Source organism: Dyadobacter sp. 676 (genome assembly GCF_040448675.1).
Taxonomy (GTDB): Bacteria; Bacteroidota; Bacteroidia; order Cytophagales; family Spirosomataceae; genus Dyadobacter.
In genome coordinates, this window is the sequence record NZ_CP159289.1 from 656,401 (window position 1) to 679,287 (window position 22,887).

22 protein-coding genes are annotated in these 22,887 nt (G+C 50.9%); 9 read left to right on the plus strand and 13 right to left on the minus strand.

Features of this window, described 5'->3' with window-relative positions; genetic code table 11:
* Positions 1–351: 351 nt before the first annotated feature.
* Both ABV298_RS03065 and ABV298_RS03070 read right to left on the minus strand, forming a co-directional pair.
* Positions 352–768 carry a hypothetical protein gene (locus tag ABV298_RS03065; protein ID WP_353720728.1) on the minus strand — a complete coding sequence of 139 codons (417 nt, stop codon included), beginning with the start codon at positions 766–768 and terminating at the stop codon, positions 352–354.
* Between the two features lie 380 nt (positions 769–1,148).
* The gene (locus ABV298_RS03070) at positions 1,149–1,340 is read right to left on the minus strand and encodes a hypothetical protein (RefSeq protein ID WP_353720729.1); all 192 of its coding nucleotides are present in this window, start codon (positions 1,338–1,340) and stop codon (positions 1,149–1,151) included.
* Positions 1,341–1,484: 144 nt separating this feature from the next.
* On the opposite strand from ABV298_RS03070, the gene ABV298_RS03075 reads away from it, so the two are divergent.
* Positions 1,485–3,116: an alpha-amylase family glycosyl hydrolase gene (locus ABV298_RS03075; RefSeq protein ID WP_353720730.1), complete on the plus strand. Its 1,632-nt coding sequence runs from the start codon at positions 1,485–1,487 to the stop codon at positions 3,114–3,116.
* An 11-nt stretch (positions 3,117–3,127) separates the two neighbouring features.
* Here the strand turns inward: ABV298_RS03075 and ABV298_RS03080 are convergent, their stop codons facing one another.
* Together ABV298_RS03080 and ABV298_RS03085 are read right to left on the minus strand one after the other, a co-directional pair.
* Positions 3,128–3,475 (minus strand): DUF488 family protein, encoded by a 348-nt coding sequence (locus ABV298_RS03080; RefSeq protein WP_353720731.1) that lies wholly within the window; start codon positions 3,473–3,475, stop codon positions 3,128–3,130.
* A gap of 11 nt (positions 3,476–3,486) precedes the next feature.
* Complete coding sequence (locus ABV298_RS03085; protein ID WP_353720732.1) at positions 3,487–4,896, minus strand: hypothetical protein; 1,410 nt, start codon at positions 4,894–4,896, stop codon at positions 3,487–3,489.
* A 105-nt stretch (positions 4,897–5,001) separates the two neighbouring features.
* Between ABV298_RS03085 and ABV298_RS03090 the strand changes: the two genes are divergently transcribed.
* The gene (locus tag ABV298_RS03090) at positions 5,002–6,036 is read left to right on the plus strand and encodes an AraC family transcriptional regulator (protein WP_353720733.1); all 1,035 of its coding nucleotides are present in this window, start codon (positions 5,002–5,004) and stop codon (positions 6,034–6,036) included.
* Here ABV298_RS03090 and ABV298_RS03095 read toward each other — a convergent pair.
* Both ABV298_RS03095 and ABV298_RS03100 read right to left on the minus strand, forming a co-directional pair.
* Entirely contained in the window at positions 6,020–6,922 is a 903-nt protein-coding gene (locus ABV298_RS03095) for a helix-turn-helix domain-containing protein (RefSeq protein ID WP_353720734.1), read from the minus strand. The genes ABV298_RS03090 and ABV298_RS03095 overlap by 17 nt on opposite strands.
* A 29-nt stretch (positions 6,923–6,951) precedes the next feature.
* Complete coding sequence (locus tag ABV298_RS03100; RefSeq protein WP_353720735.1) at positions 6,952–7,758, minus strand: SDR family oxidoreductase; 807 nt, start codon at positions 7,756–7,758, stop codon at positions 6,952–6,954.
* A gap of 194 nt (positions 7,759–7,952) precedes the next feature.
* On the opposite strand from ABV298_RS03100, the gene ABV298_RS03105 reads away from it, so the two are divergent.
* From ABV298_RS03105 to ABV298_RS03120, 4 genes are all read left to right on the plus strand, one after another.
* Complete coding sequence (locus tag ABV298_RS03105; protein ID WP_353720736.1) at positions 7,953–8,351, plus strand: hypothetical protein; 399 nt, start codon at positions 7,953–7,955, stop codon at positions 8,349–8,351.
* A complete protein-coding gene (locus ABV298_RS03110; protein WP_353720737.1) occupies positions 8,311–8,742 on the plus strand; it encodes a DUF4142 domain-containing protein in 432 nt (143 codons plus the stop codon). Before ABV298_RS03105 ends, ABV298_RS03110 begins: the two co-directional genes overlap by 41 nt.
* On the plus strand, positions 8,742–9,092 hold the full coding sequence (locus tag ABV298_RS03115; protein ID WP_353720738.1) for a plastocyanin/azurin family copper-binding protein: 351 nt from the start codon (positions 8,742–8,744) through the stop codon (positions 9,090–9,092). The genes ABV298_RS03110 and ABV298_RS03115 overlap by 1 nt, the downstream gene beginning before the upstream one ends.
* A gap of 158 nt (positions 9,093–9,250) precedes the next feature.
* On the plus strand, positions 9,251–9,898 hold the full coding sequence (locus ABV298_RS03120; RefSeq protein ID WP_353720739.1) for an RNA polymerase sigma factor: 648 nt from the start codon (positions 9,251–9,253) through the stop codon (positions 9,896–9,898).
* 26 nt (positions 9,899–9,924) lie between these two features.
* Here ABV298_RS03120 and ABV298_RS03125 read toward each other — a convergent pair whose 3' ends face one another.
* The 6 genes from ABV298_RS03125 to ABV298_RS03150 form a co-directional block, all read right to left on the minus strand.
* On the minus strand, positions 9,925–10,395 hold the full coding sequence (locus ABV298_RS03125) for a hypothetical protein (RefSeq protein WP_353720740.1): 471 nt from the start codon (positions 10,393–10,395) through the stop codon (positions 9,925–9,927).
* A gap of 418 nt (positions 10,396–10,813) precedes the next feature.
* Positions 10,814–13,432, minus strand: coding sequence for a choice-of-anchor Q domain-containing protein (locus ABV298_RS03130; RefSeq protein WP_353720741.1), 2,619 nt, complete (start codon positions 13,430–13,432; stop codon positions 10,814–10,816).
* Positions 13,368–14,843 (minus strand): right-handed parallel beta-helix repeat-containing protein, encoded by a 1,476-nt coding sequence (locus ABV298_RS03135; protein WP_353720742.1) that lies wholly within the window; start codon positions 14,841–14,843, stop codon positions 13,368–13,370. The genes ABV298_RS03130 and ABV298_RS03135 overlap by 65 nt, the downstream gene beginning before the upstream one ends.
* 61 nt (positions 14,844–14,904) lie before the next feature.
* On the minus strand, positions 14,905–15,525 hold the full coding sequence (locus ABV298_RS03140) for a response regulator transcription factor (RefSeq protein ID WP_353720743.1): 621 nt from the start codon (positions 15,523–15,525) through the stop codon (positions 14,905–14,907).
* Positions 15,526–15,555: 30 nt separating this feature from the next.
* A complete protein-coding gene (locus ABV298_RS03145) occupies positions 15,556–17,115 on the minus strand; it encodes a hypothetical protein (protein WP_353720744.1) in 1,560 nt (519 codons plus the stop codon).
* Positions 17,060–18,514, minus strand: a complete 1,455-nt coding sequence (locus ABV298_RS03150; RefSeq protein ID WP_353720745.1) for a hypothetical protein — start codon at positions 18,512–18,514, stop codon at positions 17,060–17,062. The genes ABV298_RS03145 and ABV298_RS03150 overlap by 56 nt, the downstream gene beginning before the upstream one ends.
* Positions 18,515–19,685: 1,171 nt before the next feature.
* On the opposite strand from ABV298_RS03150, the gene ABV298_RS03155 reads away from it, so the two are divergent.
* Positions 19,686–20,087 carry a hypothetical protein gene (locus tag ABV298_RS03155; RefSeq protein WP_353720746.1) on the plus strand — a complete coding sequence of 134 codons (402 nt, stop codon included), beginning with the start codon at positions 19,686–19,688 and terminating at the stop codon, positions 20,085–20,087.
* Positions 20,088–21,105: 1,018 nt separating this feature from the next.
* Here ABV298_RS03155 and ABV298_RS03160 read toward each other — a convergent pair.
* A complete protein-coding gene (locus tag ABV298_RS03160; RefSeq protein WP_353720747.1) occupies positions 21,106–21,552 on the minus strand; it encodes a hypothetical protein in 447 nt (148 codons plus the stop codon).
* Positions 21,553–21,691: 139 nt separating this feature from the next.
* Here ABV298_RS03160 and ABV298_RS03165 point away from each other — a divergent pair, with 139 nt between their 5' ends.
* Complete coding sequence (locus ABV298_RS03165) at positions 21,692–21,883, plus strand: cold-shock protein (RefSeq protein WP_019942599.1); 192 nt, start codon at positions 21,692–21,694, stop codon at positions 21,881–21,883.
* Between the two features lie 68 nt (positions 21,884–21,951).
* Positions 21,952–22,878 (plus strand): lysophospholipid acyltransferase family protein, encoded by a 927-nt coding sequence (locus tag ABV298_RS03170; RefSeq protein ID WP_353720748.1) that lies wholly within the window; start codon positions 21,952–21,954, stop codon positions 22,876–22,878.
* Positions 22,879–22,887: the final 9 nt, after the last annotated feature.

Below are 22,887 nucleotides of genomic sequence, written 5' to 3' on the forward strand. Positions count from 1 at the left end.
AAATCCGCTGAGGATGGAACCCGGTTCGAAAGACGGCCGGCATAATCGCGGCTAACTATTGAATCGAACTTGCTTTTAATGAAGTGTCGCACTAATATTACAGCATCTTGCAAGATGTGGGACAGCCGAAAACCACTAAAAACGAGTAGGCAAAAAAACACTAACCTCATCAAAATCATGGTAGGAATCGGTATTTCCCTTACTCAGCTTCTTTTGTGGCTTGACTCAATTCTTCCAAATGTTGCTATTACCCTGACTTGGTAAGAATTGCATGACATTTACTATCGAGGCCGCTCCGTATGGAGGCGGCCTCTTGTTTTTGCCGGCGACGTCACCCTAAACCGTTAACGTTCAGGCAAAGAAGCTTGGACGTTGCAAATATTCGGGGTGCCAGCTCGCATCGCGGCGGCGCAATGCGCGCGCGATATTCAAAATGCGCTCCTTATGTTTCTGCTGGCTCTCTTCCGAACCTTTTGCCGCAAGGTACTCGCCCACAATTTCCCACTCGAAAGAGTCGGTTTTCGAATCATAAATGCCCACCGGCACACGGCTTCCATCGGTAAGCATCAGACTTTGGATCAGTTGCGCCTCTTCCTGTGTCGGGCAGCCAATATGCTGATACTGACCGTTTAATGTATATAAAACCGAGTAGCGATTTTCCAGATATCTTTCTTCTTTTGTTGCGGTGCGGTCAACGAAAAACTGACCGAGAAATGCACGAAACCCTGTCGGTGCATACTTTCTTTTGCTTTTTTGTACTTGTTTCATGGTGTTGAATTTTACTGAATGTCCCGTCGGGACAATTTCTCCGGAGGTCGGAGCTTCCGGCATTGCGAGTAAGACAGCGGTATAATACCAATATTAATTCAATTCTCACAAAAGCCGCCGAAAGAACGCCCTTCGATCCAAAAACTTAAACATGTGTTGTCTATCAATAGTTTACAAATTTAAAAATTCTTACTTCGGCGACCCAAAAATCTTCAAATCGACATTTCTATTTATTTAAAAAGTACTATTTATACATAAACCACACAACCACATTTGCCAGTCGACGGCATAAAAAAATCGCCGACAGGACGAATAGTCCCGTCAGCGATCCAAAATTTAGGACACAAGGTCCGTTGCATGTCACCATGCGGGGCGCCGGCCTATGCAACCTGCATATATGCTTCTTCGATAAGTCTCTTGATGTCCTCCTCGCATTCTTTTACGCGAAGGGAAACGCTGGTCGCAAGCCAGATCGTACAACCGTGGCTATACCCCATATAGTAAAGGATTTTCTCCACACTTACATTCAGACTTTCGTCGAATTCGCCGGTTAGTTTTATGAATGGCATCATGGTTCTGGGTATTTTGGTTTACTGAAATATAATTAATCTGCTTCGATTTTCCATGTTTTTTATCAAATAATTCCTATAAAAAAGATATTCCACACTTGGTGTGATTTTTTTGGCCCGGCCTGGCACCAGCAATTATGAAAATCAATGGAAACACTCACGGGCACAAATCCGACAGACATCCGTTATCTCTGGTGGCAAACCGGAATCATTTACCAGATCTACCCCCGTTCTTTCCAGGACGCCAGCGGCGACGGGATAGGCGACCTCAGAGGCATTATGCAACGACTCGATTATCTGCAATGGCTGGGGATAGATTGTATATGGTTATCACCCATTTACCCTTCGCCTATGGCCGACTTCGGGTACGACATCTCCGACTACCAGGGCATTCATCCGCTTTTCGGGACCATGGACGATTTCGATCAGTTGCTGGATCAGGTGCACGGACGGGGAATGAAGCTCATTCTCGACCTTGTACCCAACCACACGTCCGACCAGCATCCCTGGTTTCTCGAATCGCGCTCGTCCCGCGACAACCCGAAACGCGATTGGTATATCTGGCACGATGGGGGTGAAAACGGCGCATTGCCCAACAACTGGCTCAGCGTTTTCGGTGGCCACGCCTGGGAATGGGACGATGCGACGCAGCAATACTACTACCACGCCTTCCTGAAACAACAACCCGACCTGAATTGGCGTAATCCCGAAGTACAACAGGCCATGATGGACGTCATGCATTTCTGGCTCCGGAAGGGCGTCGACGGGTTCCGGGTGGACGTAATGTGGCATATGATCAAGGATGCGCAATTGCGCAACAACCCCACAGTTCCCGATTCCCCGTTTGACGAAAAGGACCTGATTTACCAATACCACGACCCTGTGTACTCCACCGACCAGCCGGAAGTGCACGAAATCGTGCGGATGATGCGTCAGGTAACCAATCAGTACGAAGACCGTGTTTTGATCGGCGAGATTTACCTGCCGATCCACAAGCTGGTGACGTACTATGGCGCCGACCGGTCAGGTGCGCATTTGCCGTTCAATTTCCAGCTGCTCACGCTTCCCTGGGACGCGGAGCAAATCGCCCGGGCCATCGACGAGTACGAAGGTGCCCTCCCGGACGACGGCTGGCCGAACTGGGTGCTCGGCAATCACGACCAGCCGCGCGTCGCCAGCCGTGTAGGACGGTCGCAGGCACGGGTAGCGGCAATGCTCTTGCTGACGCTCCGGGGAACGCCTACTATATATTACGGCGATGAAATCGGTATGCGCGATGTGCCCATTCCGCAGGATGAGATCGTGGACCCGCAGGGGCTCAACATGCCCGACCGCAATGTGAGCCGCGACCCTGCCCGAACCCCCATGCAATGGAGTGCGGATGAAAACGCCGGTTTTTCCGCCAGCAAGCCATGGCTGCGCCTGCCGTACAGTTTCCGCAAGGTGAATGTGGAGGTGCAAAAAGAAGACCCGGATTCGATGCTGGCGTTTTATCGGAGCCTGATCACTTTGCGAAAAAGGCATCCGGCATTTCAAACTGGTAAATACACGCCGGTATTTTCGGATAAGCAGTTGATCGCCTATATCCGCGAAAACGACACCGACCGCTTCCTGGTGGTACTAAATCTCAGCCACCGGCCGGGTTATCTCAGGTCAAAAAATGAAACTTTCGAGGGGGAGATCATCATCAGCACCGAAACCGAGCGGATCGGTTTGCGGGTCGACAACAACCTGCTGCTGAGCGGGGATGAAGGGTTAATCGTGAGATTGGAACGTTGAGTCGGGCGTCGTCAGGCCTTTCGGAGCATTTGTTTAAGGACCAACGCATGGTTGCGGTCTTCGGTTTTGGCAGCGAAAAGCAGGGTAACCACCTTCTTTTCCGCGGCCAGCGAGCGCAATTCCTCCAACGCTTCCGAGCCTTTCAATTCGGCCTTGTAACGCTTCGTAAACTCGTCCCATTCCTCCATATTGGCGTGGAACCAGGTGCGCAGCTCGTTGGAAGGCGCCACTTCTTTCATCCAGCGGTCGATAGCCGCCGCCTCCTTGGTAAGCCCGCGCGGCCACAGGCGGTCCACCAGTATTCGGTGGCCGTCGGTGGCCGCTGCGGGTTCGTAAATGCGTTTGATTTCGATTTGCATTGCTTTGTCATTTAAGGGTGTCTATTTCCCTTAAATTTAGCAAAGTCGGCCGGTTTACGCCCGCCGTCGCGTGAATTTCTTATTCTGAATTCCCCTTCGATGGGCGCACTGCGCAGGCCCACGGGACAAGCCGCCGTGCGATTGTAGTAAGTGCCGGCGAAATGCCCCTGCACATATTCAATTCCATTGACCAGGCTGATCTGCGTAATGGTAACACCGTCCGGCGATACCCTGATTCCCCTGGGGCAATCGGCATGTGCAGAAATCCAGCCGCCCTCGTTACCGGCGTAAGTCCGGGTGAATTCGCCCCAGGCGCCGGTATTGACGCTTTCGGTGTAACGGTAAATGCGATTGGGCGCTAAGGTATCCGTCTCGCCGATCAGAAGGTGCATCGATTGGTCCGGATTTTCGTTATACCCGCTGATAATCAAACTGCCGCCCTGATGCGTAAAATACAAGTGTTCCATGTCAAAAGGAGCTCCCGCAAATGTGCCGCGGTAATAATCCTTGCCGACCAGGATCTGTTTAATTACCTGAAATTTACCTTGCTTACCTTTGAACTTTACATTCGCCACGACCGTCACCGGGTTGCTGGCCGGATTTTTGCCCGGCGCACGATAAACGGCGCTATAAAATTCGGCCAGCAAGGTTTCATCCTTTTTACCACTTGCCTTGACGCTCCCATTAACCGCTCCGCCAGCGACCTCCCACTGAACGTCCTCGACTTCCAGATCCTCACCGGCCTCCTTCGATTCAAATACAATGAGCTCATTGTAGATTCCCAGACTTAGATCCGTCGAAGCGCCCAACTCCACATAGTCGGCCCCCTTCAACTCGGTATCCTTCATCACCGCCAGCTGATAGGCGCTCCAATCGCTAAAATGTGGCATTGCTGCGGTGATCGTATGCGAGGCGGTGTCCACGGCGACTTTCGCCGTCCGGTACCAGCGGCGGTCGGCGCCTTGCGTGGCTACCCTGAAAGCGTCGGGATTGTTCGCGGAAACAGTGCGGGGATCGTAACGGAACGTCAGCGAAGCAGGCCGGGCAAAGGTTGTTCCGTCGGGAGAAAAGCGATAAGCCTGTCCAAGACCGTTAGGGGCTTCGTTGGTAATGGATTGAATGCTGATTTCGGTGTCTTTGGACAACGCACCGGCCGGTATCGTGAGCGTTACCAGGTTGTCGGCGGATGAAATTGTACCTCCCGCGGCGCCGATTGTACTGGCAACCGCAGTCCCATTCGGTATCCCGACTCCCGTTATGCCTCCGTTGCCATCCGGATTTACCGCATCGCCGTGCTCGTTACAGCCCCCTACGCCCGCCAACAACAAACATCCAGTAAGCATTACGCGGGAAAACTGCTTTTTCGTGTCGCTTTCAGTAACTTTCATCATGCGTGGTTCAATTTTTCTTCTGATTTTCATGGCTAATTTTGAGTGATTTGATCGGGTACAAAATAAGCCGGTCGGATTCGCATAAAAACTAATATTTCACGCCAAGGATATAGCATTTTACGCCACCTCGACCGCATGGAAGGAAGTCTGCGAATTTTAAAGAATGTGATCTACACAGCCTGTGAAAAAGGCGCCAGTCTGGTTAAATTATGCGAGGCGCTGGGTATTCGTCCTCACGATATCAGCGACTCGGAGCGGCGTATCGAAGGTGTAGCGCCGTTGATCGACTTCTGGACGGAGGCCGTTACACAAACCGGCGACACCGCGCTGGGCCTGCACGCGGGCACGGGCAGTAATCCGTCGACATTCGGGTTGCTGGGATATCTGATGCAAAGCTGCCCGACACTCAAAGATGCCTGCGCGGCGGTGATCCAGTATCAGCAGACCGTTTCCGGGTGGGTTTCTTATGCATTTAATATAGGAAAGACATGCGAACTGATCTTTTTTCCCAATCCCGAATGGTGGCAGGTATCGCCCGTTACGGCCCGGCAACCGGTGGAACTGGCCATGAGCGGCGGACTCAGTTACATCCGTATCTTTACGGGGCGGCGCATTCAACCTCTCAGGGCGGAATTGAGCTACTCGGAGCCGGGTTTGAAAGCCGAGTACGAACGCGTATGGGGCTGCCCGGTCCACTTCGGCAAATCGCAGAACAAGCTGGTATTCGACGCCGGGTTCGCCGACACACCGCTGATCAGCCATAACGAGTCGCTCCATTTGTCGTTCTCGAAAATCCTGGAAGAAAAAATAGCCGAACTCGAAAAAGCCGGCAAATTCAGCGATCAGCTGCGCAAAACGATCATTACCGATTTCCATGGCAAAGTACCTGCATTGGAAGTCATTGCGGCACAGATGAATATGAGCGAGCGATCGTTACAGCGTAAATTACAGCAGGAGGGCGAAAGTTACCGGTCGATCAGCGCCCGCATACGACAGGAACTGGCGATCAACCTGCTGAAAAATTCGGACGCGAAAGTCCTGGCTATCTCGGAGCTCCTCGGCTACACCGAACCAAGCGCCTTTCACCGTGCATTCAAGAACTGGACCCGGACGAGCCCTGCCAAACAGAAAGTCAAGTTTGGGAAAAGGGCTGTCAATTCAGGTTCCTGAACGCACTGGGGGATTTGCCGGTTTTGGTTTTGAATATTTTGGTAAAATGCGAAGGATGCTCGAAACCCAGCTCATACGCAATTTCGCTGATGGAACGTTCCGTTCCCCACAGCAGCGACTTGGCCTTATCGATCATCCTCAAATGAATATGCTCTTGTGTGGTTTTGCCCGTAAAACGGTTGAGAAGATCGGACAGGTAATTGGGCGACAGGCTGAGCTCCGAGGCGAAGTATTTCACCGTGGGTAATCCCTTGTCGATCAGCGTATCTTCAAAGTACCCGTTCAACAGGCGCTCGAAGTGCTGTACGACGTCATTGCTGACCATCGCCCGGGTGTAGAACTGGCGGTCGTAAAAGCGGTCGCAATAATTGAGCAACAGCTCGATATTGCCCGTGATCAGCCGCAGGGTGTGCTTGTCGATATTCTGAGAGTATTCCCGCTCGATCTTCGCTACACAATCCCGGATCACTTCCTTCTCGTCATCGGAAATGTGCAGGGCTTCATTAACATCGTAATTGAAGAATGAATATCGATGCATCTTTTTTCCGAGTTCGGTCGCATTCAGGAGATCGGGGTGGATAAATAACGCCCACCCCTCTTCCACTCCGCCCTCGTCTATATTGCCGGTAATGACCTGCCAGGGTGCGGTGAACATTAGCGAGCCCTCGCTGAAATCGTAATGCCCCTTGCCGTATTTCAACACCCCGTGAATACGCTTGCAGGAAATCGTATAGAAGCCAAACCGGAAAGCTGTAAGCGCCCGCGGGCATTGCGCGTAAAATCGGGTGTTGTCGATCAGACTGATGAGCGGATGCTTCGGCCTGGGTGCGCCTACATAGTCGTGCAGGCCGCTGATAGTCTCGATGTCGAGATACTGGCTGGTCATAACCGGGATCGATGGGTGTTGAACAACTGTTAAATATGACTGGCGATCAGGTTCCTGATGGCCTGATCGTCCATTTCCTTTCTTGCCTGTAACAACTGAACTGCGTCGGCGCCTACGGGGTAGCGCAACAGGTGCGAGCCGTCCGATGCCGCCTCGAAAATGGCTTCGGCCACTTCCCACACACGGTCCGACATCGGCCAGTTATCGACTTTTCCCGAAAAGGCGTCGTAGGCAGGCCGGTAATCCAACAAATCACCGGCTCCAAAAGTTGCCAGGGAGCGGCCGGAGAAATCGGTCTTATAACCACCGGGCTCCACGATCTTCACCCGAATGCCCAGCGGTTCGAGCTCGAACTGCAGCGATTCCGAGAGCCCTTCCACGGCATATTTGGTGGCATGGTAGAGCGTAGAAAACGGAAAGGCGATCCGGCCGCCCATGGACGACACGTTGACAATCACCCCGCTTCCCGCCGCGCGCATATGCGGCAATACGGCTTTAATCGTCTCGATCACTCCGAAAACATTGACGTCGAACTGCCGGCGCACCACCTCCGCGGGTGCCGCTTCCAGCACGCCCAGTGAGCCATAACCCGCGTTGTTGACCAGCACATCGATACCGCCAAACCGGGTAATGCCCTGTTCTACGGCATTCCGGATAGTTGTGCTATCTGTCACATCCAGTCGCACCAGCAGGACGTTTTCGAGCCCGCCCAGCTCGGTTTCCTTTTCCGGCGACCGCATCGAAGCAATCACATTCCACCCATTCCGTTGAAATAGCCGCACAGCATCCTTCCCAAATCCCGAAGAAGCGCCTGTTATCAATACTGTCTTTGTCATCGTTTTTGTCTGTTTTGATTGAATGATGCAAAGTTGGCCGGCAAGCAGCAACCGGGCTTATACCTATCTACGGAAGGCTTATATTTTTCAACGATGGCATTGAGCTAGGGCGGGTTAACCATCGACTTGTGACTGACACACATCTTGCCAGGCAGCGATTCAATGCTGACAAAGCGAATCTAATAAGCTTTTGCATGAAACCCCAGGTGGCGCAGGCAAAAGCATCATTAACTTTACGCGCGGTTCTACGGCAATTACGCATTGAGTTCGCCCGGTCTGCGGCGTCGATGCAGGAAGGGTATCGCGAAGATTTTATCCGGGTAAACTCCGGACTGTCATTCTCCGAAGGCCGCTTACCAAGGCACGGCCGCCCATTGCAGAAATTATTTTCTGAAAATTCTGTAACCTTTCCGAAGGCTGTTTCTCTAAAGGTAAATCAAAACTTTAATACGGTGAAAAATTCAAAGATGATTACCTGCCTGGTGGTAGCACTTCCCGCGCTGGTTTGCGACGTTACCGCTCAAAAAAAAAACAAGCCTGACAGACCCCGAGGTGGCGTCGGTAGCGGTTGTAGCAAACCAGATCGACATTAATTATGCGGAAATCGCTGCGAAAAAGTCGAAAAATGCCGAAGTGCTGAAGTTCGCGGAGACCATGAAGCGGGACCACTCCGGCGTGATCGAACAGGCCGTAGCCCTGACAAAAAAACTCGGCGTGACGCCCAAGGATAACGACGTCAGCAAAGGCTTGCTGGCCGACGCCGCCAAGACCCGGAAGACACTTAACGGAAAGTCAGGCAAGGAGTTCGACAAAGCGTATATCGACAACGAAGTGGCTTATCACAAGGCGGTTATCGATGCAGTTGAAAATCTGCTGATCCCTGAGACAGACAACGCTGAGCTGAAAAAGCTCCTGCAGAACGTATTGCCTGCTTTAAAGGCGCATTTGGGACATGCGGAAATGGTCCAGAAAAATTACAAATAATGACCAGATCGCAAGTTGCGGGCCTGGCGATCCTGTTACTGGCGACAGGCCCCATCGCGGCAGGCCGGATGGATATCGCGCCAGCGGAAAGCACTTCGCCCGTTGCCCGGAACCACGTAGTTGAAATTAAGCAAATGGCATTTAGCCCCGCCCATATTTCGGTGCAAAAAGGGGACCGGATCACCTTCGTCAATCACGATATTGTCGTTCACGACATTACCGAGGCAAACAAAGCCTGGCGATCGTCCCCGTTGCCGGTCGGGAAATCGTGGTCTTTAACTGTCAGGCAGAACGCGGATTATTATTGCTCGATACATCCGGTGATGAAAGGAAAGATTACCGTAAAATAAACCACCCTGTCAGAGCCTGCCCGTTTGCAGCGGCGGGCTCTGATGTTTTTGAAATCGGGGCCAAGGGAAAAGTGGAATTAAAAAATGCCGGGTTCGCGTTTTATGGTCACCGTTTTCCCGGATTTAATACTTCATTGTCAGATATTAAACTTAATGAAATGGCATATTCCGATCAGATCGCGCCGGTTTCTGTTTCCGATGAAGAAATCATCATAAGGATATTGCAGGGAGAAAAGAATCTCTATGAAATTCTCATACGTAAGTTTAATCTCCGGCTGTTTCGGATTTGCATGTCCATCCTGAACGACGACATGGAAGCGGAAGATGTAATGCAAACCACCTATTTAAACGCCTATCTTCAGTTGCCGAATTTCCAGGGCAAATCCAGCTTCGGCACCTGGCTTACGAGGATCGCGATCAACGAATGTCTTTTACACCGAAAGCAAAAGATAAGATCCGACCAATTCCTGGCCATGCACGCTAACCATGAACATCACGGCGAAACGCCATTAAAAGGACTTATGAACGAGGAATTAAAAGTCGTACTGGAAAAGGCGGTCTCCAACCTTCCGGAAAAATACAGGCTTGTATTTGTCATGCGGGAAGTCCAGGAAATGAGTGTCCGCGAAACCATGGAGGTGCTCGATCTGGCCGAATCCAATGTCAAAGTCCGCCTGAACAGGGCTAAGGAAATGTTACGCGCCGAGCTGAGTAATTACTATAAACCCAGCCAGTTGTTCGATTTCAATCTGGTCCGCTGTGACAGAATCGTGAAGGCGGTCCTTGGCAAAATTCAGGAATACTGATTTTCCACCCGTGGCCGGCCCGTTTCTTAAAAGAAGATATATCCATGTTCTTTTACTTCCGGTTGCATTCTTTCCGACTGCGTCATGAGCTCATCGGCCATTTTTTTCATTTGCCTGCGATGTTGATGAATGATCTCCGTGTTAATATTCGAATCCTCTGCAAGATCGAGTAATATTGCGTGCTCGGCGGCGATTTGCCGGTGGGCAATCGCGATTTTTCTGAGTACCGCGGCTATGTCGTCCCTTCCGTCCACACCGACGCCCACATTCGTCTCGGGGCGTATATGGTACATATCCGCCATGCAACACCGAAGTCCGTCATAGAAATTGGCCATCTCCTTTTTCAGAAGCGAACAAATCATATAATCCCTGCTTAAGAGCTTTCTGAGATGGAAAGGGATTTCGCCGCGCATGGCGGCTATTAACATCGTTTGCTGGGTTTTATACAGACGCCAGATCTTTACAACTTGTTTCACGATCGCTTTCACGTTTTCCATGATCGGTTGATGTTTACATGAATGGATAATACCTGTCAGAACTAACCTGAAATTCAACGCATCGAACCAACAACGATCCAAACATCCATCGCGCCCGCAAGCATGTAAAATCTTCCTGTTGGCCGGGCTCGGCATCGGCTCACCCGATGTATCCGCAACCCGCTGCATTCCAGGAAGAAACACAAAATAATTATGCCAAAATACAAAAAAAATAAGCCGCCCACGGATGAATCATCACACCGGATTACCAGGTCGTTTTATCTGGTAACCCACCAATGCGACTTTCCAGACATCGACTGCCGTGAAAAGAGAGGCGATCATTTACCGATAGGCGATATACGTAAACTTCGCTGTATCGAGGCTTCGCCCGTACGGATGGAGCCTCGATACAGCGAGAAACACCGCCGCGGTGGTCATCCTACTTTTTGAATACCCTCAACGATAGGCCATCACCGAACATGATAAAATAAATACCGGATTGAAGCGCTCGAATATCCACGTATTCTTCGTCGGACCTGAATTTCCATGTTTTCAGATGTGACCCGAATTGGTCAACCAGCGTCGCGGTGGTACCCGCCGCTCGCGGTCTTTTGATCCGGAAGCCCTGATCAGCCGGATTAGGATATACAATTGCAGGCCTGTGATCCGGTATTTTCAGGTCGATGATCTTGCTGTAACTTTGAGAGCCGTTCCATTCCGAGATTAGCAAACGGTAGTAAAGCACAGCACTGCCCAGCGGCGGGTGATGACGGAACATGTAACTGGTTTCGGCTGCCTGGGTAGCCGCCACCGTTCCCGCGTGATGAAAATCCCGCCCGTTGGTACTGTACTGAATGTGATAGGCCTCGATATGCTCCTGCTCCACGACCCGCCAGTCCAATGTGACGGCACTTTCCGCTCCTACCGACCCGCCAAACGATACCAGCTTCACAGGTAGCGGGCTTGCTACCGAACCGATGAAGAAACCGCTGAAACCGTCGACGTTGAAACTAACTTCCCAGCGTTGCTTCGCCTCGTCCCAGAGGATATTGCCATCGTCCGGGTCGATTACCGACGGAGCGCCGTGAAAATCGACCGGCTTGCTTCCTGCCGTGCCCGCATATCGGAACACGCGGAGGTTACTTTTGTTGGCCGCATCGGAGGCGTTAGCGGGAAGCGGACCGGAAGGAAGTTGTTCACTGAAACGATCAAACTCTTCTTGTGTAAAATAGAGTGTCATCCGGGCTGACCCGCCTGCAGGACCATTGAAAAGGTAATGTCGCTGGACGTAGGGAGAGCCCTTGTGGAAAGCCACTTCTGCATCGATGTCTACCCGGGCCGTCACGCTGCCCGACAACGGAGTGTTTCCGGCGGGTTCCAGCCGTGCAACCAGCCGGCAGGCTTCGTCGTTAGCCCAAAAGTCGGTGACCCTGATGACCGTCCTGGTGCTTTGGTCGCCATTTTTTGCCAAAGCATCGGCCGCTGTCGGAAGCGTTCCCTGGTATTCGAATGCCCCCAAATCGACGAGCAGATGCGCCGTTCGGATGTTACCGTCCGAGTCGTGTGCGGCATTTCCGGCAAATAACGCATTGTTGCCCTTGTTCACCGCCGGGCTACATGCTTGCAAACGATAATCGCCGCCATTGCCGGGCGCGAGGTCATATCCCACCGGGGCCACAAAGCCAGGGTTAACAGTTCCCGGAATATTACCCGGTCCGACCGGCTGGTCCTCGATCAGGCTGTAAGCCAGCACGGGACTACTACCGCCTTCGTTGCTGATGCCCGAGCGGTTGCCGTAAACGATGGTATTATGAATGACCGGCGAAGCATTGACATTATTGAATATCCCCGCCCCATCATCGGCGTCATTCCCGGCGATCGTACAGTTAATGATCCGGGGCGAAGATCCGTTTCTGTTGTAAATACCGCCACCAGTATATTCGGCGGCGTTACCGGTGATCTGGCAGTTAACCACCAAAGGCGACGACTGCTCGTCGTTGTACATCCCCGCGGCGTAGTTCGCATAATTATTCCGGATGATGAGATTGGCAAACCGGAGTTTTGAGCCTATGCCATTTCGTCTGCTAAAAATGCCGCCTCCGTAGTTCTGCGGCAGGTCGATGCCGTTGTACCTGGTGCTGCCTCCGCCGTCAGTATAGCTGTCCGTGATCACAAACCCATCGACCTCGATACTGTCCGCATCGGCAGGAATTCCCGCGATCACCATTACATGATAACTGTTGTCGGTCGCCGAACCTGCGTCGCCTATTGCCCCGCTCAGGATCGTGCGGTTGACCGCCAGGTTTCGTTGGCCCGTACCGGCGTCGTATCCGCCAAAGATCTTAATGCCCCCGCGATCGATATGGAAAGCACTTTCCCGGTTTGTACCCGAAGCAATGCCGGTCGGATAATAGGTGCCTTTTGCGACCAAAATCGTATCGACACGGGTATCGGCGTTCGCGAGGGTTAATGCATGGGACAAAGTTTTGAATGCTGTTCCCCAGGAGGCGCCATCGTTATTATCGTTCCCTCCCGCTGCATCCACATACAAAACCTGAATGACGGCTTCCGCATGTTGATTTTCAAAAGCACCCATGTCGATGGACGGGCCGAACGAACGCGGGTTGCCAGCCAAATCCCGGTCGCTATTCAGATTGCCCCCTGCCGTGGTGTAAGCATTATCGCTTCCGGTATTGCGGGCGGGACTTGAATTGGTCAGATGCAGAAAATTGGCGTCTGCCGGGGCGATAGATGCGAACCCGGGGTCGGTATCGATGTTACCACCGCCATCCACACCTCTGAGGTCGTCCCAGTTATCGCTTCCGCCCCAGTTGGCCACCAGGCTGTTTGTAATAACCGGCAATTGATCCCCCATACTGTAAATGGATGCTTCGGGACTATTGCCGACCCCGGCCGACTCATTGCCCCAAATGATTGTATTGGCTACTGTAAGCGGGGCCTGCACATTCAACAAGCCTCCGCCGACAAACTCGCTACCGGCATTGCCCTGGAATGTGCAGTTGGCTACAACAACGGGCCCGCCCAACCCGCTCATCATGCCTCCCCCCCATTTGTGCCGTGTTGCCCGACACGATGCTATTGACGATCAGGACAGAGGGGCACGATTCGTTGATGATTCCGCCACCTTGCGGAGAATTGTTCGCCATGATCCGGCTTTGCCTGATCGTCACCGTAGCGCGATCGTTTCGCATAGCGCCTCCCCGCTGATCTGCCCTGTTTCCCTCGAAAATACATTTTGAAAAAAATACCTGAGTCTCCCCATTGAACAACCCGCCACCATCCGCCTCGACAGAATTTCCTGAAAAACCACACCCGTTCAGTGTGATCAATCCTCCGCCATTGAACATGCCGCCGCCATTCCGGGCAGTGTTTTCGATGAAGGTAGTATTGGTGATGGTCGGATTACTTCCCTGGTTCGACATTCCGCCCCCTGCATCGGCCGTATTACCTGTGAACCTGCAATCGGTAAAGGAGGAATTGGACTGCATGTTGGCAACGCCTCCCCCAAAGGATAATGCGGTATTACCCGAAAACACACAGTCGTTGAATAGCGGGCCCGCGGTATAATTGCCCGCGCCCGCACCGGTTTCAGCCGCATTTGAATGGAACGTACAACCTGTGAACGTCGGCTCCGAAGCTGAGCCGAAAATCATCGCCCCTCCACTCATACCTCCCGTGTTCCGGTAAAACAGGCTATTTTTTACCGACGGCGACGAGTTAGCCAAATACATTCCGCCGCCCGCCGACGCGATGACAAACTGCCCGTTCACTGCCAGCGGGTCCTCCATGGTTTCGTCGGCATTGCCGCCGGAAATCGTAAAGCCATCGATAATGCCCGTTCCGACTATCCCTCCCGCCACAACCACATGGTGTACGTTTTCCGCATGATTTTCGAAATTGTCGGGACTGTCATTTCCTGACAAATCACCGTTCAATACCGTACCGAGGCCCGGCGAAGCGACATTGGGAAGTATACGCGCATCATCGAGGTCTGCAATCCCAGCCGCCGGATCGAACCCGCCGTAAAGCTGCACGTCGCGTACCATGACGAAGCCATTGTTTTTGCCGCCGTCGGTGGTGTAAAACCGGTCGTCTATGTGATAGGCGGGCAAATATTTTCCTTTCGCGACGAAAATACGAAGCGGGTTCCCGCTGCTCCATCCGTGGTCGCCGCCGGCATATTCCGCTCTGGCCCACCGGAGGGCATCTGCGAGCTGAGGGACCGCATTGGCCCAGGAATCCCCGGCACCGGTGTAGCCGCTGGCCCCGGTATTCACATGGATATCGACATACAGAATGTTGTTCGCGCCGGGGGAAATCTCCTGCCCTAATACAGTGGTATGAAGAAATATAATTCCCTGACAATACAGGAAAATTGTCCATAAGGCCCGGCGACCGGTAACGAAACCATCGCGGCCCATCGATATAATTTGTAGAAGTTTTTCCATAGCACTGCAAAGTGAATCAATTAGCGGTTGCTACGGTATCCCTCTTTTGGGGGGGGGGAAGTTATTTGTATTTCCGGCTAATGAGCGCGTGGCGGCTGTTTACCTGAAGTTTTTCGTAAATGTTTTTGATGTGGTATTTAACGGTTTCCAGGGAAATGCCCATTCGAACGGCCACTTCCTTGTTGGTCAGGCCCTCTTCAATCGCCATGACGATCTGGGACTCGCGGGGTGTCAGATTTTCGGACAGTTGACCTGCATTTTTGGGATTGAAATACTCGACCACCTTGCGGGCTATTCCGGGAGACATCGGCGCACCGCCTTCGTACAGCGAGGCTACCGCTTCTTTAATCTGCGATAATGGAGTTTGTTTCAATAGATAGCCGGTTGCACCATTGCATAATGCCTGGAAGATCCGGCTGGCATCGTCGTAAACCGTGAGCATCATCACGCCGCATTTGGGCGCCCGCCGTTTGATACGCGGAATACCCCTGATACCCGACTCGCCCGGCAAGCCGATATCGGACAAGACAATATCCAGGTAGATCGTCTCATGCCAATGTTCAAAAAACGACTCTACCGATGGAGCCGATAACAAAACGGAAATACCCGGCTGGTTTCCGAGATAATGCCCCAGCATATTCCTGATCTCGTCGTCGTCTTCAATAATGCCCAATCGTATCATTGTACAAATTTAGCCTGCAACTTTTTCAGTTTACATCCCCCTTTTGGGTGGTATCTCGAAAACAACGCAAAAGACGCCGCCCGTATCGCTCACCGAAAGCTTTCCGCCGACCTTCCCCGCGCGTAATTCCATATTTTCGAGTCCCCGCCCACCCTGGCGATCGCCCATAGAAACCGCCTTTTCGGGGTAGCCGTTGGATACGACAAGCCGGAGAACCGGTGCAACCTCCAATGCAATGAGAATTTCGGACCCGTCGCTATACTTGATGGCGTTGATGAGGGCTTCTTTAAAAATCAGAAAGAGATTCTGCCGGACGGCCTGGGAAACCTTGCCCGATTCAACGTCCGCACCTTCCTCGAACCGGTAACTGAAATCGAGCTCGTCCCTGAGCCGGTACACATAATCCTTCATCCGGATCACCAGGTCTTTCATAGTATCAAACCGCGAGTCGATGGACCATACCATGTCGCTCATCGTCAGAAGGGCCTGCTTGCTCGTATCGGCGATCAGTTCCAGCTGCTTGCCTTGCCTTTCTGCGTCCTCCCGTGTACTTGCCAGCGGAGTGCCGCCCAGCGGAGTGCCGCCCATGGGGACGCCCACCAAAGCATTGGCCTGAAAATAAATCCGTGTAAGCGAACTCCCCACTTCATCGTGCAGGTCGGCCGCGATGCGGTTACGGATATCCTGCTCACGGCGGATTTTGGCAATGCGGCTACGGTACCATAGCATGACGATCGCTCCGGCACCAAGGGCGAGCAATCCACGGAACCACCAGGTCTGTGAAAAGTGGGGCTTCTTGATGACCGTCACCGTGTTCAGCTTGTTTTCCAAACCGAAGCTCCGGGTCCGTAAATTGAGTGTGTACTTCCCCGGCGACGGCTCGATGAGCGAAATAAATTGCCCCTGGACAAGTTGCTCCCAGTCTCCCGTATTGAGGGAGTATGTTACCTCGCTGTTGGCACGGTAATTACCGGGTGTGCCCACATACAATGCGGTAAGGCTCTGGTTATGGTCGAGCGACAATTGCTTCTGTCCGTGGTATGGCCAGGTGTAGTCCCTGGCCCGCTGTCCAGCCTTGCCGGTGGAGATATGAATCTCGGCCACATAGCTTTCCGGTTGGTCATTCCTGTCGAACCAATCCTGGTTCATATCCAGAACCGTATAACCCATTAACCCTCCCACATATACGCGCTTTCGCACCTTGTCCACCGCGGATGCGCCCGAATTGAACTCCGATTGGCTCAGCCCCTCGGCCGTGCCGATCCGCCGTACCCGGAAGCTTGCGTCTACAAGGTTCAGTCCGTCGGCGGTACCCAGGACCATCACACCGCCAACCCGTTCCAGACTGTAAACCAGGTTATTGCTCAACCCATTTTCCGTGGTTAAATGCATTACTTCCCTGCCATCGCTGCCGATCGCCACCAGTCCACCGCCCTGCGTGGCGATCCACCACTTATCGCCGTCGGCAATGACTTTGTAAACACCCATATTGCCGGACTTCGGATATTTTTTCGTCAGCCTTCCGCGATTTAGTTCAAAAAGGCCGAGGTTGGTGCTCAGCAGCAGACGTTCTTCTGAAAGTCGCCGCATATGCCGGATCTGCAAATCGAGGGCGTGGGGCGAGCCCCCCCGTTAGTTCGTAACGGTCCAGTTGCCGGCTTTTTTTATCGAGCAGCCATAGCCCGTTCATTCCGCCGATCAGAAAATCGTCGGGTGTCTCGGCCAGGCACATGACGTAAATGGGGAGGTGTGCAGTATACTTTGCCTGTGCATTGGGCGAAAGGCTATATTTTAATGGTTCGATCCTTCTCTGGCGCCGGTTGAATACTTTCAGGAACCCGCCTTCTGTGCCTACCAGTAGTTCATTATCGTTCATCGGCAGCATCGTGTAGGCATGCTTCAATTCGGGAAACACAAATGTTTTTCCACCAGGTTCCAAATACCCTGCCCCGTTATACGTTCCGTAGAAAAGCGAGCCATCCGGATAAACATGAATGCCCCTTGTGCTCTTGTTAGGCCCGGCGTTTGTAATACTCAGTGCCGAAAGGCCTTTTGTTTTAGGATAAGCGACAAATATCCCTTCTTCCGTTCCCAACACAATTTCTCTCTTTGAAATCTGCGCTGCCACAGTCCTGAACTTACGTTTTGTCGGAATTCTCAACTTCTGACGCAACCGCAAGCCAGGGTCCGTTATATACAATGCGTCGTCCTCGGCGTAAATGTGCATGTCAGCCCCCTCTTTCATGACAAAATACTTGTCGGCCGACAGCTCAAAGCCCCGCGGCCTCATTTGCCGCCCAAACCCTTCCTCCAATTGGAAACCGATATCGCCCGGAACATCCACAAACAGGGTATCCCCATGTCCTAAGAGGGTCCTTACATAGCTGTCCTGGCCCGTCAGCTTCCTGATTTGTGTGCTATACCTCCGCATCGGATCAATGGACAGCAGGCTACCGCCGGTGGTACCGATCCAGATTTTATTTTTCCAGAGTGTCATGCCACGGGGAGACAATTTATTACTGGATTTCCTGCCAAGCTCGAACAAATCGTCCACACGAACGAACCGGCTCCCTTTCACGAGCAGCAAATGCCCGTTTTCATAGCCTATCACAATCGTTGAATCGGAGAGCTCAGTCATCGAAAACACCGCACGGTCCTCGACCGGCGGAAGTAGCGGCGAAGCCACCGGATGCACTTTCCAGGTCCTTAGGTCGAGATAGCTGAGGTTGGCATTACCCGCCATCCACAGCCTGTCGTGGCGATCGATGAGGATGTGCTGCGGCATATCGGCCGTATGCACCTGATCTGCGATGGTCCTTAGAACATTGAGCGACCGGTAGCCATCGTACCGGTATATTTCGCCATTCGTCAGAAACCACACGAACCCTTTGCTATCCGTAGCTACATCTTTAATCAGGACCTCATCGCGATCAGGGAAAAGTTTGAGTTTGGTGATCGCGTAATCCTGCCCCGATGCCGGTCTGGACAAACCTTCCACCCATATTCCGAGAAAAAAGATAACTGGCCGTAACCATCTTACGCTGCAAATACCCATAACGTGTTTAACCGTGGAATGTAACTTCCGGTTAAACTAGAAAATTCCGGGCGGTTTTGGCTATATATTCAGGGATATTTGAGTCATATTCCCGTCGAGAGCTCCCGCGAGGTAGCTTACTGCTTGCCAATGGAGATGTCTGCAAAGAATTCCATTTTTTAGCTTCCAGGGCTTGTGAGAGTTTTCGATACAAAATATTTACATACCTCATTATCAGTTAATTAACTAAGGCAAGAACCAAATAAGATACAAAAATTATTGGTTTCTGTTGAGTATACTTATGATGAGATTTTTTACTGTCTCCATCTCTTCTGGCTTACTGGCTGCGGCAAAAAGCTTAAGGCTGGCAAGGGCTTCGTTGCTAATTATCGGATCGCTATTATCAGACATCAATAAATTGTCCCTTTCCAAGAATAGCAGGAAGCATGCGTGGCAATACGCTTGTTGCCATCTACGAAGCTATGATTCTTAATAATCAGTTACAGCAAAGTCGCAGCCTTTTCTTCGATCGATGGGTAAAGCCTTCGTCTGCGAAACCTTACCGATTTGTGCAATAGCACTTCAAAAACTCCCATCTTTTTTCTTTTCCAAAGACCGCTGAACTACGCAACACAGAAAATCAAATAGGACACAAAAATTATTGGTTTCTAAGACACTCACCTATATCCTCTTTTTGGAAAAATTTTTAACTTCCAGGAAATATCGATGACGGATTTAGTTCTTATTGCTAGGGTTGCTACAACGATCCAACATTAAATGCGTAGATCGAAGGCAAAATCAGGATGTTTGTCGACGTGGGAGATTTCAATATGTGACAGATCGTCCCCTACTCTCAAAGCGATGCGTCTGTGGCAAGGCATGTTTTCTTGGTTACTTTCCGGTTCGACGGCCACGTGAGATATGTCCCAAAACCCGCATGTGCGCCCACGTTGAAAATGGAGGCCATTTTTCTGGGCAATAAATGAGCATGATGTAGATTAAAAGTATCAAGTTGCGGCATAAGTGACTCGTCAAACGTCGTAATTGTGTATCCCAATATCAATAATTCCAAGGAACGTAAATAGTATCGTGCAACCTTTCTCGCACGATACCTTTCCCAAAGTATATGGCCAACGCAAACATCTGTCTGGTTATCGATGATGACGCAGACGATCACCTTATTTTCCAGATGGCGATCCAAGAAGTGCTCCCCCACTTATCCTGTTTCTATTCGACAAGCTGTCTAAATGCCATTGAATTGATTGTCCTAAACAAGATTCCGATTCCAGATATGCTGTTTCTGGACTTGAACATGCCGGGCATGACCGCTCAGCAAAGCCTGCTAAGTCTGGCAGAAATTCCGGAACTGGCCCGCACGATCGTATTTGTAATATCAGGATCGAGCGGCAAGTACCCAGGTGAAGACTTGACTACTTTTGGTATCAAGAAATTAGTCTCCAAGCGAGGCTCTGTTCATGAGTTCGGCACCGAGCTATATAACGCCATTTGCGAGCCACAAATAACATAAATAAAGTGCTGCTCGGGCAGAGGCCCAATGAGTACAGGGTTTTGAGCAACCTTCATTGAAACAACCAAGCGGCAACATAGTGCGATCAAAAGAACTATTGCGTTCGCTGCCAGTGAAGCCCACCTTCATTTACAATATTGAAAAAAAGAAAAAGGCTATTCGTCCATTTTTCCAAAAGGACGGCTGGCACACGCCTGCAACTTTACTGGTAAAGCTTGGATTCACTCGCTGATCCCGGACGATAACGCTTTCAACATTCCAGTGGCCAGCGTAACATCCGAACCGGACGCCGGGACTTATTGGCATTCACATGTAACAGGGCACCATGGCCATCCATAGCATTGGCTATGCCAAAACAAAGAGAAGCCCATTCAAATATTCCGAAGGAAGACCTGGTCAAATGCCCGCCAAACATGCCACATTCGCACCGTACCCTAGGGAAACCAGTTTTGTGCCGGCCATCACTCCGGACCCAGGCACATAGAAGGGTCAAATGGACGCAGCCTGTGACAGATGCCGAATACACCAAAGTAACTAGTGAAAGCTTTTAACGACGTACAGAATGGCGGATTTAATATGCTTTTAAATAGTTATAACCATTTAAGTTTCGTATCTTCCTGAATGGAAAACAAACATCTAGTAGGGTCGGTGGTCTCGTTGTTAACAGACCCCAGGAAGCGGTTGACGGTCAAAAAGTATTTGAAGCGTATTTACTATTGCGAAGAAATTGGCGACAGCGACAAAAAGATGTTGGCCTTTTTTGAAAGGGAGTTGATCCCTGTTCCATTGAACTGATCGATGCAATAAGACGGTGTTAGGCGAGCCCAAATGCAATGTGTTAGGGCTCGCTTTTTATTTCCTGCTGATCATCTGCCTATGACCTGCCTGAATCACCAAAGGAACTTATGTCGACGCTAAAAGCCATATCGATTATTGGCTGGTATGTGCTATTGGTCCCTGAATTCCTGCGATCGATGTAATGATGGCCGTTAGTATCGAATCAATGCCCATCTACTGGTCAACTATAAATCACCAGCGCATGCGGAGGGATAGTTAGTCGGATCGCCTTGCCGTTTCTTACTTCGATATTTAGTTCTGCCGGGCTCAGCTCGGAGGCAAACAGGCACTTCATCGAGCTGTCTATCGGGTGCATTATATCATCGACAGTAACATATACACAAGCGTATTTTTCCTGATTCAAATTTATAGCACACAGTATTTCATGGTCACCGGAAATCCGCGACCACGCAATCACCTGCTTATCGCCGGTTTCGTCATACGGATAACTGAAAATGCTGCCGTTCCGCGAAGTAGACCGGAGAAAAAAGGCGCCGGATATCAAAGTAGGATACTTTCGAATCAAGCTATCGAGCTGCTCCATGTGGGAAGGCCGCAACTTTTCCAGACAATATTCGCGAATACCCAAAAAGTCAGGATTTAAATGGATATCGAGCAGGTCTTGCATTACGGAGGTCAGGTATAATAAAGTGTCTCTTGAAGGTAGTCATTTTTGAGCAAAGGAAAATATTATTCTAAATATTTTTGAAATGTTTTTTATTGTCAAAATTTTATTTTACATTTGATAAATATTTTAAAATAAAGTTATGAATAGAGGAACAGTTAAGTTTTTTAATGACACCAAAGGGTTTGGTTTCATTGCTCCGGAAAATGGCGGAGATGACATTTTTGTACACACCACTGGTCTTAATGATGATATCCGTGAGAATGACAGTGTGTCTTACGAAGTAGAAGAAGGTAGAAAAGGCCTGAACGCAGTTAATGTAACTATTATCTAAGCGGCCAAGCCATACAAAGCAATAAAAATCCTCCCAGTGCGGAGGATTTTTTGTTTTAGACCATACAAATGAAATCCAATATCCCGCAATACCCGAGATCGTTATGGCGAACAGTAACGCCGCTATTAACAGATCTGCCAGCAGCGCTTTGGAGTAAAGCGCTGCTTTGCCTGACGTCGCTCCTTTCTATTTTACTTTCCTTATTGCTTCGGTTTGTACTGCGGTACCGGAAAACGGTGATACGTCAAAACCTGACAAGTTCTTTCCCCACCAAATCCGCCGGGGAGATCCGCAAGCTGACGAGCGCATATTACCGCCATATGAGTGATCTTTTGCTCGAACCTTTTTTGTTTTACCTGGCGCCCGAAAGGCTTAGAAAGCGCCTGGCTAAGTATATCAATCCAGAAATTTTGGAGTTGCTCCATGCAGACCAACGACCGGTAATAGTCTTCGCGTCGCATTACGGAAACTGGGAATACCTGATTAATCTTCCGCAAGTGACGCACTATCCGGTTTATACAGCCTACTCGCCGATCAAGAATGGTTTGCTCGACAGGATGATGATCAGGTTGCGTTCGTTCCTGGGGGTCAAACTTATTCCCAAGAAGGGATTTTACCGGCAAGCGTTGTCGCTGTTGCGCCAAACTGCTGTCCCTAATTTACTGGTGGTCATCGCGGATCAGCGGCCTGCGCCTGGCAGCGACAAATTTCATATTTCATTTCTGGACCAGGATACTGCCGTTCAAACGGGCGGAGAACGGATGGCGGCTTCATCGCAGGCGGCAGTCGTGTACGTTGAATCTCAAAAAAGGTCTCGTTTCAGCTACGAGTTCACATTCCGGCTGATGGAGCGCTCTGACCGGTCAACGCCCCTGAGCATTACAAAATCCTACTATCATTTTCTCGAAAATAGCATCAGCCGCGCGCCATCTTACTGGCTATGGTCACATAACCGGTGGAAAATTCCGGCGGCGGCTGCTATCCACTCATCTTAAATATTGATC